We start from the raw sequence: 14,164 nt of genomic DNA on the forward strand, positions 1-14,164 counted from the left end.
AGTCGGGGGCGGGTCCGGCCGAACGTCGCTCGCCGCTGCGCGCCTGCTCTGTTACCATTCCCGGCCGCTAACCCGTTCTTTTGCCAAGCCAAAGCCATGACCAGACCCGCCGTCAACGTCGCGGTACGCGCCGCGCGCTCCGCCGGAAACGTGATCCTGCGTTACATGAACCGCATCGACGGCCTCAACGTCGTTGAGAAACAACGCATGGACTTCGCGTCCGAGGTCGACCGGCTGGCTGAGGCGGAGATCGTCAAGGAACTGCGCCGCGCTTACCCCACTCACGCCATCCTCGCCGAGGAAGGCGGCGCCATCGGCAAGAGCCCGCAAGTGTGGGTGATCGATCCGCTGGACGGCACGCACAACTACCTGCGCGGCATTCCGCATTTCAGCGTCTCCATCGCCCTGCTCGACAAGGGCGAGCCGGTGTACGCGGTGGTATTCGATCCGCTGCGCGACGAACTGTTCACAGCCAGCAAGGGCGACGGCGCTTATCTCAACGATCGCCGCATCCGCGTCAGCAAGCGCGAAGGCTTGGCCGGGGCAATGATCGCAACCGGCTTCCCCTATCGCCAGCGTGCACACCTGGATACGCAATTGGCGATGACTCGCTCCTTGCTATCGCAAGCCGAAGACATCCGTCGCTCCGGTTCCGCCGCACTCGACCTGGCGTACACCGCCGCCGGCCGCTACGACGGCTTCTTCGAAATCGGCTTGAAGCCGTGGGACATGGCTGCAGGCGTGCTGTTGGTGCGCGAAGCAGGCGGCACGTACTGCGATTTCGCCGGCCGCGACGGCATTCCGGAAAGTGGCAACATCGTCGCCGGCAACTTGCACGTGGCGAAGGCGATGGTGGAGATGATTGGTGCGCAGGCGACGCCGACGTTGTTGAGGGCGTGAGCGCCATCAGGCAATCAATTTAAGCGGCGTCCAATCTTGTCTGGCCGTTATTCCGGCGAATGACACACCGCTTCAACATTATGCCCGTCCGGATCAAGCACGAAAGCACCGTAATAATGCTGGTGATAATGCGGACGAATGCCGGGCGTGCCGTTGTCGCGTCCGCCGGCAGCCATAGCTGCCTTATAGAACGCATCGACCGTCGCACGACTGTTAACGCGAAATGCCACATGCATCCGCGGCTGGTTGGGCACGCCCTTGCTAATCCAAAAATCTGGCTTGGGCGGTTCGCCGAAACCTGCCACGTCCGTGCTGCCGGTAACCGACGCGGGAAACTCCATCAGCAACGCATAGCCGATGGCCGAAAGCGCCTTGGTGTAGAACGCCTTGCTTTGCTCGAAATTGCTGACGGAAATGCCGGTGTGGTCGATCACGTCACGTTCCTTGATGAAGAAATTACCCAGGCAAATTGAGTTGCCACGATACACCGAAGCGATCGTTCACCCAGCCGAACTTTTTGCTGAACCCATAACTATCCAGCGGCATCAGCACTTTGCCATCATTCGCAAGCGTGGAGAAAACCCGCGTGATTTCCGATTCGTCGTCAAGGTCGACAAAAAGCGAAATCGATGGTGTGAACGTGAAAGCATGTTTTATCGGACTATCCGAGCAGCGAAAAGTCCGGCCACATAGCACGAAGCACGCGATTTTTATGCTGCCTTCGACACCTACTTCTCCGGCAGCATAGCGTTCCACCGAAACGATCTTCGAATCATCGAACAGAGAAACGTAGAACTTCATCGCTTCTTCTGCGGCGCCTTCGAACATCAGAAATGGCGTGATGGTCTTTAGCATTAGTCAAATTCCTCGTGCTGCGGCAACTCATCGGTAATCGTGAACCACGGTGCCTTCGAACCGACGAAAATGTGTGCAGTCGGACGTATGGACGGATCATCGATCAAGGTTCCTAAGGTGACATGCACATACTGCCCTTCGCGCACAACTGAATACAGCAGCGAACCACACTGTCCGCAATGTGCATCATGTCCATTTTCGTCGCCGAAAATCATAAGATCCTCGGCACCTTTGACGACACTCAGCCGGCTCCGTTCGATGCCAGCGAAAGGTTTGAACGCGGAACCGGTCGTCCTGCGGCATTGCGAGCAATGGCAGTTCAGCGCGTAGAGAAATCCGTCCTCGACGCGATAATGGATCGCGCCGCACATGCATTCGCCCGAAAGCATACGGCTGGATGGGTTATCGCTGGCGCTCATGTCACCCTCCGGTCACCGTTGAAATTCCGTAGGCCGCTCAAGCTGATAAATCGCATCCTGCACGTCGTCGATCTTTTTGGATAGCAGCGCCTGCGCATCGTACAGGCCGCGGTTGTAGAAGTACGCGCCGATCTCCTTCGCAAAGAAATCGAGGAGAAATTCCGCATCGAAACTGCCAATCTGTTGATGCAACTCTTCAGAGAAATAGAGCTTGATCTTACGAACGATCACGTCCTTTTCGGCCGGCGAGAATGCGATTTCCGTCGTACTCATCACACCATCCTCATATTGAAGAATGTTTTTCGCCGACTAACCTGCTTCGCGCAGAAACGTACGCAGGAATGGAACGGTAATACGCCGCTGCGCCGCCAGCGACGCCTGATCCAGCCGATCGAGCAAATCGAGCAACGCGCCCAGATCGCGCGCGTAACGAGCGAACAACCAATCGAGCACGGTGTCGTCCAGTTCGATGCCGCGCAGCGCGGCCTGGCGCTTTAGCACTTCGCGACGTTCGCCATCGTCCAGCGCCTTGAGCGTGAACTGTGTGCAAGCACCCAGCCGCGAGCGCAGGTCCGGCAGCGTAAGCGCGAGCTGCGCGGGCACCGTCTCAGCCGCGAAGATGAGCGCGGTGCCTTCGGCGCGGGCACGGTTGTAGAGATCGAACAAAGCATGTTCGGCTTCGCGTTCGCCGGCCAGCGCATCGATGTCGTCGAGCGCGATGAACTGGCTGCCGGCAACGCCGCGCAACGCCATGAAATGTTCGTGCAATTTCCGCAATGGCAGGTATTGCACCGTGCGCCCGGCTTCGTGCGCCGCGTGGCAGGCCGCCATCAGCAGGTGGCTCTTGCCGCTACCCGCAACGCCGCTCAGATATACCCACGGCGCATCGGGTTGCGTAGCAAGCGCCTGCACCGCGGCCAAGGCCGCGGCGTTGGCGCCGGCATGGAAATGCTCAAAGCGCTGCCGACGGGGCCAGCGCAGGTCCAGCGGAAGTTGCGTGGTCATGATGGATCGCTGTTGCCGATCACGTGCGCCGATGCATCGCCGCCTTCGTTCTCATGAACCGTTACGTCGATTTCGGCGATCACACTGTCGGGTTCGCCTCCCTCGGTGTACAGATCGCTTTGTTTGTAGCGCTGCGCGAGATAACGCAGCAGCACTAGGATTACCGACGCCGCCGGCAGGGCAAGCAGGACACCGAGGAAGCCGAACAGATAACCACCGGCCAGCACGGCGAAGATTACCGCCACCGGATGAAGGCCGATCTTCTCACCAACCAATCGCGGCACCAGCACGTAGCCTTCCAGCAACTGCCCGATGACGAACACACCTACCACCATCAGTAGATGCATCCAGTCACCGTGCTGTACCAGCGAAGCGATGATCGCCGCGACGAAACCGGTGATGAAACCCAGGTACGGTACGAAGCTCAGTAAGCCGGCAACCATGCCGATCAGCGGTCCCACCGAAATGCCCACCAGCGTGAGCGCCACGCCGTAGTAGATGGCCAGCGCCAGCATCACCAGCAACTGTCCGCGCACGAAGGCGCCGAGCACCATATCGGATTCGCGCGCCAGATGCGCGACGGTGGGCTCGACCGAGCGTGGCAGCATGCGATCGATCCATGCCACCAGGCGATCCCAATCGCGCAGCAGGTAGAACCACACCACCGGAATCAGCACCACGTTGGTGAGCCACGCCACCACGCCGAGGCCGGAGCGCGAGATCGTGCCGATCACGGTGCCGATGGAACCGATGTGTTCCTTGATCTGGTCGACCAGGCGATCGGTGTCGAACGCCTTGGGATCCAAGTGCAACTTGGCCTGCAGCCACGGCACGGCCGTGTCCCTGCTCCATTCCACGTAGCGCGGAAAGTTCTGCACAAGGTTCTCGACCTGCCGCGCGATCAGCGGTACCAGCAACAGGAGGGCCGCGACGATCAGCAAGATCAGCAGCACGAAGACGATGCTCACCGCCAGCGTGCGCCCCAATCCCAAACGCTCCAGCCGGTCGGCCAGCGGATCGCTGAGATAAGCCAGCATGGCGGCGATCGCAAACGGCATCAGCACGGGCGCAAGCAGCCAGATCAGCAATCCGATGGCTACGATGATCGCCAGCATCTGCCAGCGGCGGGATGTCTCTTGGCTTATGGACACGAAGGGCTCGTGGGTCGTGGACGAACGAGGAGCAAGTGTGGCTGATGTGGAGGGCCGTTCAAAGCCTTGATGTCTTGCGCAGGCTGGGCCTTTCACCCCAACCCTTTCCCCGGCGGGAGGCGCGAGTTGCCATGAAGCGCGCGCCAGGCGCGGCGCGACCACCGCACCACGTAGTCCACGCCGCTCGCTACGCACAGCACGGCCACCAGCCAAGCCAGCGCAGACGAACGCAACCCCGGCCAGCACGCCAGCGCCAGCAGCACCGTGAGCAGATAAATGATTTGCGCCAGCGTGCACGCTTTCGACAACAAGCTTGGCTGCGGCTCGATCGGGCCAATCAGCACGCGCCAGCCGAGCGCGCCTGCGGCGATCACCAGATCCCGACCGCATACGATCACCGCCAGCCACAGCGGCGCTTCCTGCCGCCAGGCCAGGATCACGAAACAGCAGATCAACAGCAGCTTATCGGCGATTGCATCGAGCATGCCGCCGAGCCGGCTCTGCCAGCCGTAGTGACGCGCGAGAAACCCGTCCAACCCGTCCGATGCGCCGGCTATGGCGACCAGCGCCAGCGCGGAAGGCCACTTTTCATGCCACAGCAGCCAGCCGATCGGTGCCACGAGCAACACTCGCAGCATGGAGATGGCGTTGGGCAGATGCCGCCAAGGAGAATGCGACGCGGATGGCATCGCAGTGATCATGCTCTCAGTGTAGCCAGCGCAGGGTCGCGTCCGCGCCATCGTGCGAACTGCCTTCCATCACGCGTCCGCCGGCGGCGAGGTTGGTCACCAGATTGTCCAGCGGCATACCGGCCTTCACAGCCAGCAGTACGCCATCGTCCTGGGCACTCACGGTGTAGATGTTCCGCACCGAAGGATCGGCGCGCAGCGTGGCGACCATGTTGGCGTAATCCATGGCCGAATGCAGGCCAGAGACCCACAGCTTGCCGTTCACGTCACCCGTGGCAATCACGTTGAGCGCCTGCCCCAGGCGGCCGGTAGCCGCGGTGCCGGCATCGGCGAACAGGTTGTCCTGGTTGCCGCCTTGCGCGTTCCAATGCTGGGCCTGTCCACCGCTGATCAGCGTCCAGTCGGCGGCGTTTGCATGCAGATCACCCATCAGCACCAGGCCGGTGTGATACAGCCGGCCGATCGCCGACAAGGCGGCAGGATCGGCATCGGCCAGCTTGCCCAAATCGGGCAGTTGGGCCGGATCGGCATAACTCACCTGATAGCCGCGCTTGTTGACCGCACTGCTGAGCGCGCCCAAGTCATTCTTGTTGAGCAGTTGACCGTCGCTGCCTTTCACGATCAGCAGCAGCGGCGGCTTTACGCCCGCTGTGGTGGCGCCCATCTGCGTGACCAGGCGCTGCACCGCACCCTGGTCGAAACTCACCGCCAGCGTGAAGGTCGGCGGATTGCCGCCATCAGCCTGATACTGGAACTGCTTCACGATGCCGGCTGCGTTCTGCATGGCCTCGGCGTAGCCGGGCTTGTCGCTCAAATCCTGACCACCGGAAACTCGCACCAGCACCTGACCCAGGGCGGTCTGGAACGCCTGGTTGCGCTGGGTCCCGCTGGTATCGGGCACTGGCACCACCACGGTGTAGGGCGAGGTGGTCTGACCCTGCACGACCGGGACAAGCCCCAGGAAGAGACCAAACAGCAGAATGGCGATCGGCAAGCGTGACAGACGCATGAGTTGGGGGCCGTGTTTGGAATGGGGATCGGAGGAAAGTCTGCCCAATCCAGCCCTTAACGTCTATCATTGGACGTTTTCCAAAAGCCAGGTTGGCCATGTCCGACGCCCTCACCTACCGCGCCGCAGGCGTGGATATCGATGCCGGCAATGCCGTGGTCGAACGCATCAAGCCGCTGGTCAAGCGCACCTTCCGTCCCGAAGTGATGGGCGGGCTGGGCGGCTTTGGCGGCCTGTTCAATCTGGGCACGCGCTACAAGGAGCCGGTGCTGGTCTCGGGCACCGACGGCGTGGGTACCAAGCTCAAGCTGGCGCAGCAATTGAACCGGCACGACACCATCGGCATCGACCTGGTCGGCATGTGTGTGAACGACGTGCTGGTGCAAGGTGCAGAGCCCTTGTTCTTCCTCGACTACTTCGCCACCGGCAAGCTTGACGTGGACACCACTGTGGCCGTGGTCGGCGGCATCGCCAAGGGCTGTGAATTGGCCGGCTGCGCGCTGATCGGCGGCGAAACCGCCGAGATGCCCGACATGTATCCGCCGGGCGAATACGACCTCGCCGGCTTTACCGTCGGTGCGGTGGAAAAAGACGCGCTGCTCAGCGGTGACGGCATCGTCGTCGGCGACGTGATCCTCGCCGTCGCTTCGTCTGGTCCGCACTCCAACGGCTATTCGCTGATCCGCAAGATCGTCGAGCGCGCCGGCAGCCCGCTGGATCTCGATCTCGGCGGCGTGACGCTGGCCGATGCGCTGATGGCGCCGACCACCATCTACGTCAAGCCGATGCTGGAACTCCTGAAATCGACACCGGTGCATGGCATGGCCCATATCACTGGCGGCGGCCTGAAGGAAAACATCATTCGCGTGGTGCCGGACGGCCTCGGCTTGCAGATCGACGCCAACGCTATCGTGCTGCCGCCGGTGTTCGACTGGCTGATGCACGAAGGCAAGGTGGCACGCGAGGAAATGTGGCGCACTTTCAATTGCGGCGTGGGTTTCACCGTGCTGCTGCCGCGCGACGCGGTGGGCGCAGCATCTGATTTGCTGGCCAGGCATGGTTTGAAGAGCTGGGTGATCGGCGAAGTGGTGAAGGCGCAAGGCGACGAGCGCGTGCATATTGGTTGATGCCTTTAGCAAACTCGCGGCAACTGTTTTTTGGCCGTCATTCCCGCGGAAGCGGAGGCGCTTTTCAACAGCGAAGCTGGTCAATCCATCTTTGCCTTTTGCATCAGAGCAACATGGATTCCCGCTTTCGCGGGAATGACGGCAGCATAAAATTCGCTATCGGCAGCCCATTCTCAATGCCCACCCCTCTACGCATCGCCATCCTTGCCTCCGGCCGCGGCAGCAACTTCGCCGCGCTGCTGGCTGCGCACGAGCGCGGAGAACTGCCGGTGGAATTCGTGCTGGTCGCCAGCGACAAAGCCGATGCGCCCGTGCTGCAACTTGCACAAGGCGCGGGCGTGCCAACCATGGTGCTCGATCCGCGCGATTACGCCGATCGCCGCACTTACGATTTCGCACTGTTCGATCGCATCGCCGCCAGCAAGCCAGATCTGCTCGTGCTGGCCGGCTTCATGCGCATCATCGATGGTGACGCGCTGAAACCCTGGGCCGGGCGGATGATCAACATCCATCCCTCGCTGTTGCCCAAGTACCGCGGCCTGCACACGCACCGCCGCGCGTTGAAAGCCGGCGATCTTGAACACGGCGCCAGCGTGCACTACGTAACGGCCGAACTCGACGGCGGCCCGGTGATTGCGCAGGCCACGCTGACGATCGAAACCGGCGACGACGAAGCCACGCTGGCCACCCGGCTGTTGCCTTTGGAACACCAATTGCTGCCTGCCGTGGTCGCTCTGATTGCCGCCGGCCGCCTGACGCTGGGCGAGCAAGGCATTGCTTTCGATGGTGAACCGCTTCGCAAACCCTTACGGTGGTAGGACGAAAAACTCGTCCGCTGAATACGCGTTCAGGCTCGACGGGTACACTGCCGATCCATGCGCACACTCAACCTCCCTCGCTCCCTTCTCGCCGGCCTTGTGCTGGCCGTCTCCACCAGCGCCGCGTTCGCCGCACAGCCGACGCCGTTCACCGCCACTTACCAGGTCTCGCGCCAGGGCGAGGCGATGGGCGAAGCGACCATCACGCTGAAATCGCTCGGTAACGGCGAATACGAATACAGCAACCAGATTCACGGCACGTCCGGGCTGGCTGCGATGCTTGGCGCGAACTCCAGCGACGTCACGCGTTTCCGCTGGAACAATGAAACACCCGAAACCGAAACCTACAACTCCAAAGTTTCTGCGCTGAAAACCAAGCAGCGCACGATGCAGGTGAACTGGAACACCAAGCAGGTGAGCGTGGACGAAGGCAAAGGCGTCACGAACTATGCCGCAGTGCCGGGCTTGGTCGATCGCAACACGATGTCGCTCGCGCTGGGCTTGGCGCTGCGCAACGGCAACCAGAACGTGACGCTACCGGTAGGCGTGAAACAGCGCGTGGAGCAACAACAGTTCAAGGTGCAGGGCACCGAGACGGTGAAAGTACCAGCCGGCAGCTTCCAGGCCGAGCGCGTGACGCGCACCGATTCGGACAAGCATTTCGATGCGTGGTACGTGCCGAAGCAGTACTCGGTGCCGGTGAAATTGGCGCAGAGCGATGGTGGAGATTTGACGTTGGAGCTGATTCGCTACAGTTCGCCGTAGATTTTTCGCTCGTCATTCCGGCGAAGGCCGGAATCCAGTCAAAAATGACGTGCGAAGCACACTACATAAAAGATGAAGCACACTACATAAAAGATTTTGTGTGCTTCGCACGACGTATTCAAACTGGATTCCGGCCTTCGCCGGAATGACGACATTGAAGATTACGTGGGAAGGCGACGAATCTTCGCGCCCAACGTACTGAGTTTCTCTTCAATATTCTCGTAACCGCGATCGATGTGATACACGCGATCCACCGTCGTATCGCCTTCCGCCACGAGTCCAGCCAGAACCAGGCAAGCCGACGCACGTAGATCGGTCGCCATGATCGGCGCGCCACTCATCTTGCCCACGCCGCGGATGATCGCAGTGTTGCCTTCCAGACGGATGTCCGCGCCCAAACGCTGCAATTCATGCGCGTGCATGAAGCGGTTTTCGAACACGGTTTCGGTGATCACACCCACGCCTTCGGCCACGCAGTTGAGCGCAGTGAATTGCGCCTGCATGTCGGTGGGAAATGCGGGGTACGGCGCGGTAGTGATGTTCACCGCTTTCGGGCGGCGACCCTGCATGTCCAGCTCGATCCAGTCTGGACCGGTGGAAACGTGTGCGCCGGCTTCTTCCAGCTTCACCAGCACGGCATCCATCGTGTTGGAGCGCGCATTACGGGCGCGCACCTTGCCGCCGGTCATCGCCGCGCCGACCAGGAAGGTGCCGGTTTCGATGCGATCGGGCAGCACTTCGTAGTGGCCGCCATGCAGGCGTTCCACGCCGTGAATCACCAAGGTGGACGTGCCCGCGCCTTCGATCTGCGCGCCTAGCGTATTGAGGCAATTGGCCAGGTCCACTACTTCCGGTTCCTGCGCTGCGTTTTCGATCACGCTGGTGCCGTCGGCGAGCACCGCCGCCATCATCACGTTCTCGGTGCCGGTGACGGTGACCATATCCATCACAATGCGCGCGCCCTTCAAGCGCTTGGCGCGAGCCTTGATGTAGCCGTTCTCCACTTCGATCTCTGCGCCCAGCGCCTGCAGGCCGCGGATGTGCTGATCCACCGGACGCGAACCGATCTGGCAGCCGCCGGGCAGCGAGACCTCGGCCTGGCCAAAGCGCGCCACCAGCGGCCCCAGCACCAGAATCGAGGCGCGCATGGTTTTCACCAGTTCGTACGGCGCGAAATAGCGATCGGCCGAGCGTGGATCCACCTGGATCTTCATGCGATCGTCCAGCACCAGTTGCACACCCATCTGGCCGAGCAGTTCCATGGTGGTGGTGACGTCGTGCAGGTGCGGTACGTTGCTGATCGTGACCGGCTCGTCGGCCAGCAGGCAGGAGGCGAGAATGGGCAGCACGGCGTTTTTCGCGCCGGAAATGCCCACTTCACCGCGTAGCGGCTCGCCGCCGCTGATCAGGATTTTTGCCATCGGGAATCCTTGAAATAAGCGAAACCGGGAGCGATCGCGGCGCCGTCAACGGCGCGCAGCGGCTTCTTCCGGTGTCAGAGTCTTGAGCGCAAGCGCGTGAATCGCGCCACCCATGAGGTCACCCAAGGTGCCGTAAACGAGACGGTGACGCGCCAACGGCAGCTTACCCGCAAACTGCGCGGCCACTACTTCCGCCTCGAAGTGCACCCCATCGTCACCCTGCACGTTCGCCTTTGCGCCGGGCAGGCCCGTTTCGATCATTGCCTGGATGCTGGCTGCGTCCATCGGTTTTCCAATTGCTGAGATACTGAACGCCGGCTGCCAACCCGTACAGGTCGAGCCATTGGCGACAGGCATCAAGATAGAATGCGAATATGCCATGTTAATGGAAATCTGCTGTCGCAGAAACGACACACGTGTTGGCAGCCCCTGCCCAGCCCGCCGCGAGGACGCATGAACGCCCCCATCACCAAAGCCAAAGCCAGCCGCGTGGATGCCGCCGCCATCGTGCGCAGCGCGCGCACGGTCATCGCCACCGAAGCGGCTGCCATCCGGGCGCTGGAACCGCGCATCGACCAGACTTTCGTCGATGCTTGCCGGCTGATTCTGAGCTGCAAGGGGCGCGTGGTGGTCACCGGCATGGGCAAATCCGGGCACGTGGGGCGCAAGATCGCTGCCACCCTGGCTTCCACTGGCACGCCGGCCTTTTTCGTGCATCCGGGTGAGGCCAGCCATGGCGACCTGGGGATGATCCTGCCGCAAGACGTGGTGCTGGCCCTGTCCAACTCGGGTGAAACGGACGAGATCCTGTTCATCCTGCCAGTGATCAAGCGCCAGGGCATTCCGCTGATCGCCATCACCGGCAATCCGGATTCCTCCCTCGGCGGTCAGGCCGATGTGCATCTGGACGCCGGCATTTCGGCGGAAGCCTGCCCACTGGGCCTGGCCCCCACCGCCAGCACCACTGCCGCGCTGGTGATGGGCGATGCGCTGGCCATCGCGCTGCTGGAAGCGCGCGGGTTTACCTCTGAGGACTTCGCGCGTTCCCACCCGGCGGGCAGCCTGGGGCGCCGTCTGTTGCTGCACATCAGCGATGTGATGCACACCGGCCCGGGCATCCCGATGATTTCCCCCGACGCCAGCCTCACCGAAGCCCTGATGGAAATGACACGCAAGCACCTAGGCATGACCGCCGTGGTCGACACCGAGCAGCGCCTGCTGGGCGTGTTCACCGACGGTGACTTGCGCCGCGCACTGGACGACGACGGCGTGGACCTGCGCAATGCGCGCGTCAGTGACCTGATGACGCGCGGCCCGAAAGTGATCGGTGCCGACAAGCTCGCCATCGAGGCGGCGCAGGTGATGGAGAAGTACCAGATTCACGCCCTGCTGGTGGTCGACAACGCACAGCGCGTAGTCGGCGCCCTCAACATTCACGACCTGCTGCGCGCGCGCGTGGTCTGACGGAAACGTTGCATGGAATATCTTTCCAATTTGACTGCCGACGTGCTCGCTCGCGCCGCCAAGATTCGCTTGGCCGCGTTCGACGTGGACGGCACGCTCACCGACGGTCGCCTGTGGTACAGCGAAAGTGGCCATGAAACCAAGGTGTTTCACGTGCATGACGGTCTCGGTTTGAAGCGGCTGCAGGCGCATGGCATCGAGGTCGCAATCGTCAGCGCGCGCATCAGTCATCCTGTTGCCTTGCGCGCGGAAGAACTAAACATCGCGCACGTCTATCAAGGCCAGTCCGACAAGCGCGAATGCATGCGCCAGATCCTCGAAGCGCTGGAACTTGCGCCCGAGCAAGCCGCCTTCGTCGGCGACGACCTGCCCGACCTCCCCGCCATGCATCTCGCCGGCCTCGCCGTAGCGGTGGCGAATGCGCATCCGTGGGTGGTGCAGCGTGCGCATTGGCAGACGAGCTTGGGCGGCGGCATGGGCGCTGTGCGCGAAGTGTGCGACCTGATCCTGCATGCGCAGGGCAAGAGCGCGGCCGAACAGGAGCACTGGCGGTGAACTTTCGCCAATACCTACGCGACAATCGCCTCAACGTCGCCATCGTGCTGCTCGCCATCGCAGCGCCAGCCAGTTGGATGCTGCGCAGTTGGGTGGTAGGCGCGCCACCGGCCAACGATTTCATCGGCCCGCCGATTGCCGATTACGTGCTCTACAACGCCACGGTGTGGAGCTATGACGTGGACGGGCTCCTGAGCTTCACTATGACAGCGCCGCGCATGGATCGCCGCGGCGGCGACGAATCGCTGTACATCAACGCGCCGGTGTTCCAGATCACCTCGAAAAACCCCGGCGTCCCGGACTGGCACGGCAATGCACCGTTCGGCTGGGTCAACAAAACAGGCACACTGATGCGCCTGGATGGTGCGGTCTACATGTACCGCCCTGCCTACACGCAGGGTCCCATGGCAACATTACGCACCTCCAACGTCACCGGCTGGCCGAAGGAGAACCGCATGGAAACTGCGGATCCGGCCACCATGACGCAAGGCGAAAGCATCATGAACGGCGTTGGCATGCGTGCCAACCTCAACGATAACCATCTGGAGTTGCTCCATGACGTGCACGGCATCCTGTATCCGCGCCAGAAAAATGCTACGACTCAGCCTGCTGGCCGCGGGGCTGCTGCTTCTGCAACCGGCGCTGGCAAAGCAGGATGATCGCAATCAACCGATCCACGTGGTGCATGCCGACAGCATGGACGGTTACAACCAGCCCAACACCATCAGTACCTTCAAAGGCAGCGTGCTGATCACACAGGGCACGATGAAGCTGACCGGCGATATCGCAAAAATCTACACGGCCAAGGAAGACACGTCGGTCGATCACGTCGTCGTCACCGGCACTCCGCAAAAGCGCCCGCACATCGAGCAAATCGACGACAACGGCAACCTGATGACCGGCGATGCCGATCAGCTGTATTACGACAACGTCAACGGTATCGCGATTCTTACCGGCAACGCCTACGTCCACCAGCAGAACAAGGGCGACGCACGCGGCGCCAAGCTCACCTACAACACGCAGACCAGTTACATGGTCGGCGAGAGCGGTAACGGCGCCCCCGTCGTCATGACCTTCCTGCCGAAGCAGAAACCGCTGCCACCGCCGAAGAAAGGCGCACCAGCCAACCCACCCGTGCCCGCCAAGCCGGTGGGCAATCCCGCGCCGAACTCGTCCAAGCCGGCATCGTCATCCAGCACCCGCGCACCGGCGTCCGCCAGCAGCGCCTCCAAGGAATAACCGTTACCCATGCTTTCCGCAGAAGGCCTGCAAAAGAGTTTCCGCGCGCGCCAAGTAGTGCGCGACTTCGCGTTCTCGATCCGCCAGGGCGAGGTAGTGGGTCTGCTCGGCCCCAACGGCGCCGGCAAAACCACCTGCTTCTACATGATCGTGGGACTGATCGAGGCCGATGCCGGCGCGATCAAGCTCGACAAGCAGGACATCACCGGCCTGCCCATGCACGCGCGCGCCAAGCTCGGCATCGGCTACCTGCCGCAGGAAGCCTCGGTGTTCCGCCGTCTGAGCGTGGCGGACAACATCATGGCCGTGCTGGAACTGCGCGAAGGGCTGGAGCCGCGCAAGCGCGACGGCGAACTGGAAAGCCTGCTGGACGAACTGAAAATCGCACACATCGCTGGACAGAAAGGCATCAGCCTGTCCGGTGGCGAACGGCGTCGTGTGGAAATCGCGCGCGCCCTCGCCGCGCAGCCGCGCTACATGTTGCTGGATGAACCGTTCGCCGGCGTCGACCCAATCTCGGTGGGCGAAATCCAGCGCATCGTGCGGCACTTGAAGGAACGCGGCATCGGCGTGCTGATCACCGATCACAACGTGCGCGAGACGCTGGGCATCTGCGACCGTGCCTACATCATGAATGAGGGCGAAGTACTTTCGCGCGGCACCCCGGCGCACATCCTCGCCGACGAGCGGGTGCGCGAGGTCTATCTGGGACGGGAATTCCGTCTGTAATACTCCAACTTTTTCGCC

At 62.0% G+C, this 14,164-nt stretch carries 19 protein-coding genes; 9 read left to right on the top strand and 10 right to left on the bottom strand.

The features are described from left to right. Nucleotides 1-96 precede the first annotated feature (96 nt). Nucleotides 97-900 (top strand): inositol monophosphatase family protein, encoded by an 804-nt coding sequence (locus ISP18_RS12750; RefSeq protein ID WP_380012311.1) that lies wholly within the window; start codon nt 97-99, stop codon nt 898-900. A gap of 47 nt (nt 901-947) precedes the next feature. Here ISP18_RS12750 and ISP18_RS12755 read toward each other — a convergent pair whose 3' ends face one another. The 8 genes from ISP18_RS12755 to ISP18_RS12790 form a co-directional block, all read right to left on the bottom strand. Further along, the gene (locus ISP18_RS12755; protein WP_380012314.1) at nt 948-1,334 is read right to left on the bottom strand and encodes a VOC family protein; all 387 of its coding nucleotides are present in this window, start codon (nt 1,332-1,334) and stop codon (nt 948-950) included. Nucleotides 1,335-1,356: 22 nt separating this feature from the next. Beyond that, nucleotides 1,357-1,755, bottom strand: a complete 399-nt coding sequence (locus tag ISP18_RS12760; protein WP_380012317.1) for a VOC family protein — start codon at nt 1,753-1,755, stop codon at nt 1,357-1,359. Further along, nucleotides 1,755-2,174 carry a GFA family protein gene (locus ISP18_RS12765; protein WP_380012320.1) on the bottom strand — a complete coding sequence of 140 codons (420 nt, stop codon included), beginning with the start codon at nt 2,172-2,174 and terminating at the stop codon, nt 1,755-1,757. The genes ISP18_RS12760 and ISP18_RS12765 overlap by 1 nt, the downstream gene beginning before the upstream one ends. Nucleotides 2,175-2,186: 12 nt before the next feature. Then, on the bottom strand, nt 2,187-2,447 hold the full coding sequence (locus ISP18_RS12770) for a DUF2164 domain-containing protein (RefSeq protein ID WP_380012323.1): 261 nt from the start codon (nt 2,445-2,447) through the stop codon (nt 2,187-2,189). A 36-nt stretch (nt 2,448-2,483) separates the two neighbouring features. Next, on the bottom strand, nt 2,484-3,179 hold the full coding sequence (gene hda, locus ISP18_RS12775) for a DnaA regulatory inactivator Hda (RefSeq protein ID WP_380012326.1): 696 nt from the start codon (nt 3,177-3,179) through the stop codon (nt 2,484-2,486). After that, on the bottom strand, nt 3,176-4,330 hold the full coding sequence (locus tag ISP18_RS12780) for an AI-2E family transporter (RefSeq protein ID WP_380012328.1): 1,155 nt from the start codon (nt 4,328-4,330) through the stop codon (nt 3,176-3,178). The genes hda and ISP18_RS12780 overlap by 4 nt, the downstream gene beginning before the upstream one ends. A 92-nt stretch (nt 4,331-4,422) precedes the next feature. Then, nucleotides 4,423-5,019, bottom strand: a complete 597-nt coding sequence (locus tag ISP18_RS12785) for a CDP-alcohol phosphatidyltransferase family protein (protein WP_380012331.1) — start codon at nt 5,017-5,019, stop codon at nt 4,423-4,425. A gap of 16 nt (nt 5,020-5,035) precedes the next feature. Further along, nucleotides 5,036-6,028: a DUF2066 domain-containing protein gene (locus tag ISP18_RS12790; RefSeq protein WP_380012334.1), complete on the bottom strand. Its 993-nt coding sequence runs from the start codon at nt 6,026-6,028 to the stop codon at nt 5,036-5,038. A gap of 98 nt (nt 6,029-6,126) precedes the next feature. Between ISP18_RS12790 and purM the strand changes: the two genes are divergently transcribed. From purM to ISP18_RS12805, 3 genes are all read left to right on the top strand, one after another. Continuing rightward, the gene (gene purM / locus ISP18_RS12795; RefSeq protein WP_380012337.1) at nt 6,127-7,155 is read left to right on the top strand and encodes a phosphoribosylformylglycinamidine cyclo-ligase; all 1,029 of its coding nucleotides are present in this window, start codon (nt 6,127-6,129) and stop codon (nt 7,153-7,155) included. Between the two features lie 176 nt (nt 7,156-7,331). Further along, complete coding sequence (gene purN / locus ISP18_RS12800) at nt 7,332-7,973, top strand: phosphoribosylglycinamide formyltransferase (RefSeq protein ID WP_380012340.1); 642 nt, start codon at nt 7,332-7,334, stop codon at nt 7,971-7,973. Between the two features lie 57 nt (nt 7,974-8,030). Then, nucleotides 8,031-8,738: a DUF3108 domain-containing protein gene (locus ISP18_RS12805; protein WP_380012343.1), complete on the top strand. Its 708-nt coding sequence runs from the start codon at nt 8,031-8,033 to the stop codon at nt 8,736-8,738. Between the two features lie 161 nt (nt 8,739-8,899). Here ISP18_RS12805 and murA read toward each other — a convergent pair whose 3' ends face one another. Both murA and ISP18_RS12815 read right to left on the bottom strand, forming a co-directional pair. Next, entirely contained in the window at nt 8,900-10,159 is a 1,260-nt protein-coding gene (murA, locus tag ISP18_RS12810) for a UDP-N-acetylglucosamine 1-carboxyvinyltransferase (RefSeq protein ID WP_380012346.1), read from the bottom strand. Nucleotides 10,160-10,204: 45 nt separating this feature from the next. Beyond that, complete coding sequence (locus ISP18_RS12815) at nt 10,205-10,444, bottom strand: BolA family protein (RefSeq protein WP_380012349.1); 240 nt, start codon at nt 10,442-10,444, stop codon at nt 10,205-10,207. Nucleotides 10,445-10,612: 168 nt separating this feature from the next. On the opposite strand from ISP18_RS12815, the gene ISP18_RS12820 reads away from it, so the two are divergent. From ISP18_RS12820 to lptB, 5 genes are read left to right on the top strand one after another with little or no spacing between them, the layout of a single operon-like run. Next, a complete protein-coding gene (locus ISP18_RS12820) occupies nt 10,613-11,623 on the top strand; it encodes a KpsF/GutQ family sugar-phosphate isomerase (RefSeq protein WP_380012352.1) in 1,011 nt (336 codons plus the stop codon). A 12-nt stretch (nt 11,624-11,635) separates the two neighbouring features. After that, nucleotides 11,636-12,178, top strand: a complete 543-nt coding sequence (locus tag ISP18_RS12825; RefSeq protein ID WP_380012355.1) for a KdsC family phosphatase — start codon at nt 11,636-11,638, stop codon at nt 12,176-12,178. After that, nucleotides 12,175-12,837: an LPS export ABC transporter periplasmic protein LptC gene (gene lptC, locus ISP18_RS12830; RefSeq protein ID WP_380012358.1), complete on the top strand. Its 663-nt coding sequence runs from the start codon at nt 12,175-12,177 to the stop codon at nt 12,835-12,837. The genes ISP18_RS12825 and lptC overlap by 4 nt, the downstream gene beginning before the upstream one ends. After that, nucleotides 12,734-13,417 (top strand): lipopolysaccharide transport periplasmic protein LptA, encoded by a 684-nt coding sequence (gene lptA / locus ISP18_RS12835; protein WP_380012361.1) that lies wholly within the window; start codon nt 12,734-12,736, stop codon nt 13,415-13,417. The genes lptC and lptA overlap by 104 nt, the downstream gene beginning before the upstream one ends. Nucleotides 13,418-13,426: 9 nt before the next feature. Continuing rightward, nucleotides 13,427-14,146 carry an LPS export ABC transporter ATP-binding protein gene (gene lptB / locus ISP18_RS12840; protein WP_380012364.1) on the top strand — a complete coding sequence of 240 codons (720 nt, stop codon included), beginning with the start codon at nt 13,427-13,429 and terminating at the stop codon, nt 14,144-14,146. Nucleotides 14,147-14,164: the final 18 nt, after the last annotated feature.

The organism is Dyella humi (assembly GCF_044904605.1).
Taxonomy (GTDB): domain Bacteria; phylum Pseudomonadota; class Gammaproteobacteria; order Xanthomonadales; family Rhodanobacteraceae; genus Dyella_B; species Dyella_B humi.

What these genes read in the sequence shown, in the direction of transcription:
- lptA (WP_380012361.1), top strand. Translation starts at nt 12,734, where the DNA reads ATGACGTGCACGGCATCCTGTATCCGCGCCAGAAAAATGCTACGACTC.
- ISP18_RS12750 (WP_380012311.1), top strand. Translation starts at nt 97, where the DNA reads ATGACCAGACCCGCCGTCAACGTCGCGGTACGCGCCGCGCGCTCCGCC.
- ISP18_RS12785 (WP_380012331.1), bottom strand. Translation starts at nt 5,019, where the DNA reads ATGCCATCCGCGTCGCATTCTCCTTGGCGGCATCTGCCCAACGCCATC.
- murA (WP_380012346.1), bottom strand. Translation starts at nt 10,159, where the DNA reads ATGGCAAAAATCCTGATCAGCGGCGGCGAGCCGCTACGCGGTGAAGTG.
- purN (WP_380012340.1), top strand. Translation starts at nt 7,332, where the DNA reads ATGCCCACCCCTCTACGCATCGCCATCCTTGCCTCCGGCCGCGGCAGC.
- ISP18_RS12815 (WP_380012349.1), bottom strand. Translation starts at nt 10,444, where the DNA reads ATGGACGCAGCCAGCATCCAGGCAATGATCGAAACGGGCCTGCCCGGC.
- ISP18_RS12805 (WP_380012343.1), top strand. Translation starts at nt 8,031, where the DNA reads ATGCGCACACTCAACCTCCCTCGCTCCCTTCTCGCCGGCCTTGTGCTG.
- hda (WP_380012326.1), bottom strand. Translation starts at nt 3,179, where the DNA reads ATGACCACGCAACTTCCGCTGGACCTGCGCTGGCCCCGTCGGCAGCGC.
- ISP18_RS12825 (WP_380012355.1), top strand. Translation starts at nt 11,636, where the DNA reads ATGGAATATCTTTCCAATTTGACTGCCGACGTGCTCGCTCGCGCCGCC.
- ISP18_RS12820 (WP_380012352.1), top strand. Translation starts at nt 10,613, where the DNA reads ATGAACGCCCCCATCACCAAAGCCAAAGCCAGCCGCGTGGATGCCGCC.
- ISP18_RS12760 (WP_380012317.1), bottom strand. Translation starts at nt 1,755, where the DNA reads ATGCTAAAGACCATCACGCCATTTCTGATGTTCGAAGGCGCCGCAGAA.
- ISP18_RS12765 (WP_380012320.1), bottom strand. Translation starts at nt 2,174, where the DNA reads ATGAGCGCCAGCGATAACCCATCCAGCCGTATGCTTTCGGGCGAATGC.
- purM (WP_380012337.1), top strand. Translation starts at nt 6,127, where the DNA reads ATGTCCGACGCCCTCACCTACCGCGCCGCAGGCGTGGATATCGATGCC.
- ISP18_RS12790 (WP_380012334.1), bottom strand. Translation starts at nt 6,028, where the DNA reads ATGCGTCTGTCACGCTTGCCGATCGCCATTCTGCTGTTTGGTCTCTTC.
- ISP18_RS12770 (WP_380012323.1), bottom strand. Translation starts at nt 2,447, where the DNA reads ATGAGTACGACGGAAATCGCATTCTCGCCGGCCGAAAAGGACGTGATC.
- lptB (WP_380012364.1), top strand. Translation starts at nt 13,427, where the DNA reads ATGCTTTCCGCAGAAGGCCTGCAAAAGAGTTTCCGCGCGCGCCAAGTA.